This window comes from Stenotrophomonas sp. UBA7606 (assembly GCF_002477705.1).
Lineage (GTDB): Bacteria > Pseudomonadota > Gammaproteobacteria > Xanthomonadales > Xanthomonadaceae > Stenotrophomonas.
In genome coordinates this window covers 1-4,754 of record NZ_DLJW01000098.1, presented here as the reverse complement: position 1 = coordinate 4,754, position 4,754 = coordinate 1, and the positions used below count along the sequence as shown (strand labels likewise).

Below are 4,754 nucleotides of genomic sequence, written 5' to 3'. Positions count from 1 at the left end.
AGCTGAACTACCGCTCCACACTTTCAAATCTGTACTGCTTTGGCGCTTAACTGGTGGGTGCTGAGGGTTTCGAACCCCCGACCCTCTCCGTGTAAGGGAGACGCTCTACCGCTGAGCTAAGCACCCTAGCTGAGCCGCTTAGTTTACAGCGTCCTTCAGAGCTTTACCAGCCTTGAAGGCAGGATTTTTTGCAGCGGCGATCTTGATCTCTTCGCCGGTCTTCGGATTGCGGCCGGTGCGCTCAGCGCGTGCACGAACCTGGAACGTACCGAAGCCCACCAGAGTCACGGCATCACCCTTCTTCAGGGCCTTGGTGATCTCGGCGATGACAGCGTCAACTGCACGGCCAGCTTCGGCCTTGGACAGGTCAGCAGCAGCGGCAACGCCATCAATCAATTCGGTCTTGTTCATTCTGTAAAACTCCCTTTGCGGCAAATCCGCGGAATTATTTGGGTGGCAACCGTACGCCCCAAGACGCCAGCTGCCGGAAGATCCTGCAAACACGCCATCAAAATAAGCCGATGCGTGAGTGGCACTTTTATACCAGCGCCCCCCTACCCGCGCAAGCTGAAAAGCCAGTAATGACGCGGGTTTCGAGGGGTTTGGCGTTCACATTTCAATGCTTGACGCGCGCCGCCGGAGCTGCCTTCGACTTGCCGCGAACTGCGACGCGTTGCGCATTCTTGCCTGCCTTCTTCGGTGCCAGCGGCGTAGCCAGCGCGATATCCAGCACTTCATCGATCCACTTCACCGGCACTATCGTCAGGTCGCGGGTGACGTTGGCCGGGATGTCGGCCAGGTCCTTGCGGTTCTCCTCGGGAATGATGACGGTACGGATGCCACCGCGCAGCGCGGCCAGCAGCTTTTCCTTCAAACCACCGATGGCGGTGACACGGCCGCGCAGGGTGATCTCGCCGGTCATTGCCACTTCGGCCTTGACCGGCACCTTGGTCAGCGTGGACACCAGCGAGGTCACCATCGCGATGCCGGCGCTGGGGCCGTCCTTCGGCGTGGCACCGTCGGGCACGTGCAGGTGCACGTCGTGCTTCTGCAGGAAATCCACGTCGATACCCAGCGACTCGGCACGTGCACGCACCACCGACAAGGCTGCCGTCGCCGATTCCTTCATGACATTGCCCAGCTGGCCGGTCAGCGTCACCGCACCCTTGCCCGGGATCAGCGTCGACTCGATCTGCAGCAGGTCGCCGCCGACTTCGGTCCAGGCCAGGCCTGTGACCAGGCCGATCTCGTTCTCTTCCTCGGCACGGCCGAAGTCGAAGCGCCGCACACCCAGGTACTTGTCCAGGTTGGCGGCATCGACCACCACCAGCGCCTTGGGCTTCTTCGCGGTCTTCTTGGCCGCCTTCTTGACCGGCTGCGGGCCTGCCAGCGCGATTTCCTTGACCACCTTGCGGCAGATCTTGGCGATTTCGCGCTCAAGGTTACGCACGCCGGATTCGCGCGTGTAATAGCGCACGATGCCACGGATGGCGTCTTCCTCGATGGCCAGTTCCTCCACCTTCAGGCCATTGGCCTTGAGCTGCTTGGGCACCAGGTAGCGGGTGGCGATGTTGAGCTTCTCGTCCTCGGTGTAACCCGGGATGCGGATCACTTCCATGCGGTCCAGCAACGGGCCGGGAATGTTCAAGGAGTTGGAGGTAGCCACGAACATCACTTCGCTCAGGTCCAGGTCGACCTCGAGGTAATGATCGTTGAAGGCGTTGTTCTGCTCCGGGTCCAGCACTTCGAGCAGGGCCGAGGACGGGTCGCCGCGGAAATCCATCGACATCTTGTCGATCTCATCGAGCACGAACAGCGGATTCTTGCTGCCGACCTTGTTGAGGTTCTGCACGATGCGGCCCGGCATCGAGCCGACATAGGTGCGGCGATGGCCACGGATCTCGGCCTCGTCACGCACACCGCCCAGGCTCATGCGCACGAACTTGCGGTTGGTGGCCTTGGCAATGGACTGACCCAGCGAGGTCTTGCCCACGCCCGGCGGACCGACCAGGCACAGGATCGGGCCCTTCATCTGCTTCACCCGCGACTGCACGGCAAGGTATTCAAGGATGCGATCCTTGACCTTGTCCAGACCGTAATGGTCGGCGTCCAGCGTGTCCTGGGCGACCTTCAGGTCCTTGCGGACCTTGGTGCGCTTCTTCCACGGCACGCCCAGCAGCCACTCCAGGTAGTTGCGCACCACCGCGGCTTCGGCCGACATCGGCGACATCTGCTTGAGCTTGTTGAGCTCGTTTTTGGCCTTGGTTTCCACCGGCTTGGGCATGCCGGCTTCGGCAATCTTGCGCGCCAGTTCCTCCATCTCGCCGGGCGCTTCATCCAGGTCACCCAGCTCTTTCTGGATGGCCTTCATCTGCTCGTTGAGGTAGTACTCGCGCTGGCTCTTTTCCATCTGCGATTTGACGCGACCGCGGATGCGCTTTTCCAGCTGCTGCACATCGATTTCGCCGTCGACCAGACCGACCAGCATTTCCAGACGGTCGCCGATCTGCAGGGTTTCCAGCAGCTTCTGCTTGTCGGCCAGGCGCACGCCGATATGCGCAGCGATGGTGTCGGCCAGACGCGCGGGTTCCTCGATGCCGGCCAGGGTCTGCAACAGCTCCGGCGGCAGCTTGCGGTTGGTCTTGACGTACTGTTCGAACAGCGACATCAGCGAGCGCGCGATGGCCTCGATCTCGCGCGGCTCGCGCGACTCGTCCGATTCAATCTCCACGCCGTGGCCCTGCAGGGCACCGTCCTGCTCATAAACCTTGTCCACAGCCACGCGCGACAGGCCTTCGACCAGCACCTTGATGGTGCCGTCGGGCAGCTTCAGCAGCTGCAGTACCTGCGCCAGGGTGCCAACGGTGTACAGGTCGGCGGCGGCCGGATCATCGGTTTCGGCGGATTTCTGCGCCAGCAGCAGGATGCGCTTGTCCGCCTCCATGGCACGCTCCAGCGCCTGCATGGACTTGTCACGGCCCACGAACAGGGGAATGACCATGTGCGGGAACACCACCACGTCACGCAGTGGCAGGACCGGCAGGTCGAGAACTTCGAGTTTGGACTGGGCCATGGGGGGCTCCGTGGAATTCGGTGGAGGCTGAATAAAAAAGCCGATGGCCCCGTTATGGGGCCATCGGCGGAGTGTTGCAAGAGCCTTGCTGCGCGGGCGGATGAATGGGCAGTACCCCGTTCACCCTGCCCCTCACCCGGTTCAGTCGCCAGAGGCGGCCTTGGCCGGTTCAGGCGGCGTCTGGTAGACGATATACGGTTCGGATTTGTTCTCGATGACCGATTCGTCCACCACCACCTTGCTGACGTTTTCCTGCGATGGCAGGTCGTACATGGTGTCCAGCAGCACCGATTCGACGATGGTACGCAGGCCACGGGCGCCGGTCTTGCGCTTGAGCGCCTTCTTGGCGATGGCCGACAAGGCGTCCGGGCGGAACTCCAGCTCCACGTTCTCCATCTCGAACAGCTTCTTGAACTGCTTGGTGATGGCGTTCTTGGGCTCGGTCAGGATCTTGACCAGGGCCGGCTCGTCCAGCTCTTCAAGGGTCGCGACCACCGGCAGGCGGCCGACGAACTCCGGGATGAGACCGAACTTGATCAGGTCTTCCGGCTCCACTTCGGCCAGCACCTTGCCCATTTCCTGCTTACGCTCGGAACTCTTCACCTTGGCACCGAAGCCGATGCTGCTGCTGTCCGAGGAACGCGCCTGGATCACCTTGTCCAAGCCGGCAAACGCGCCGCCGCAGATGAACAGGATGTTCTTGGTGTCGACCTGCAGGAACTCCTGCTGCGGATGCTTGCGACCGCCCTGCGGCGGGACGCTGGCAACCGTGCCTTCGATCAGCTTCAGCAGGGCCTGCTGCACGCCTTCGCCGGACACGTCACGGGTGATCGACGGGTTCTCGCTCTTGCGCGAGATCTTGTCGATTTCATCGATGTAGACGATGCCCTGCTGCGCCTTCTCGACGTCGTAGTCGCACTTCTGCAGCAGCTTCTGGATGATGTTCTCCACGTCCTCGCCCACGTAACCGGCTTCGGTCAGCGTGGTTGCATCGGCCATGGTGAACGGCACGTTGAGCAGGCGCGCCAGCGTTTCGGCCAGCAACGTCTTGCCCGAGCCGGTCGGGCCGACCAGCAGGATATTGGACTTGGACAGCTCGACGTCGTCGCTCTTCTGACGGCTCTCGATGCGCTTGTAGTGGTTGTACACCGCCACCGCCAGCGTGCGCTTGGCGCGGTTCTGGCCAATCACGTACTGGTCCAGGACCTCGAGGATCTCGCGCGGCTTGGGCAGCGAACTGCGTGCCGACTGCGCCTTTTCCTCAAGTTCCTCACGGATGATGTCGTTGCACAGCTCCACGCATTCATCACAGATGAACACGCTCGGGCCCGCGATCAGCTTACGAACTTCGTGCTGACTCTTGCCGCAGAACGAGCAGTACAGAATCTTGCCGCTGCTGTCCCCGGAACGACCTTGCCGGTCTTCGCTCATGCTTCGCTTACCCAGTTGCTTCCCCCTCTGAACAGGGGGTTCAAATTCGAGAATAGCACAGGGCCGGATGGACGCCAGTCCAGTTCCGACCCTGCGAAAAACGCCGTATTTTCGGCCACTTGCAGACTCAGGCCGGCTGGATCGACTCGTCCGGACGGCGTTCCAGCACCTGATCGACCAGGCCATAGGCCATCGCATCGGCCGCGCTCTTGAAGTTATCGCGCTCGGTATCGCGCGCGATGGTCTCCAG

Annotated in this window: 4 protein-coding genes and 1 tRNA gene; all 5 read right to left on the bottom strand. The window is 61.9% G+C overall.

The window, feature by feature from the left end; translation table 11 throughout:
* Positions 1 to 51 precede the first annotated feature (51 nt).
* Positions 52 to 126: transfer RNA gene (locus tag B2527_RS12255), tRNA-Val, on the bottom strand.
* A 12-nt stretch (positions 127 to 138) separates the two neighbouring features.
* Positions 139 to 411, bottom strand: a complete 273-nt coding sequence (locus tag B2527_RS12250) for an HU family DNA-binding protein (protein WP_293713896.1) — start codon at positions 409 to 411, stop codon at positions 139 to 141.
* 205 nt (positions 412 to 616) lie between these two features.
* Positions 617 to 3,073, bottom strand: a complete 2,457-nt coding sequence (gene lon, locus B2527_RS12245) for an endopeptidase La (RefSeq protein ID WP_293713895.1) — start codon at positions 3,071 to 3,073, stop codon at positions 617 to 619.
* Between the two features lie 141 nt (positions 3,074 to 3,214).
* A complete protein-coding gene (gene clpX / locus B2527_RS12240; RefSeq protein WP_293713893.1) occupies positions 3,215 to 4,504 on the bottom strand; it encodes an ATP-dependent Clp protease ATP-binding subunit ClpX in 1,290 nt (429 codons plus the stop codon).
* Between the two features lie 127 nt (positions 4,505 to 4,631).
* Positions 4,632 to 4,754: ATP-dependent Clp protease proteolytic subunit (locus tag B2527_RS12235; RefSeq protein WP_293713898.1), on the bottom strand; the 123-nt coding region annotated here is incomplete at its 5' end.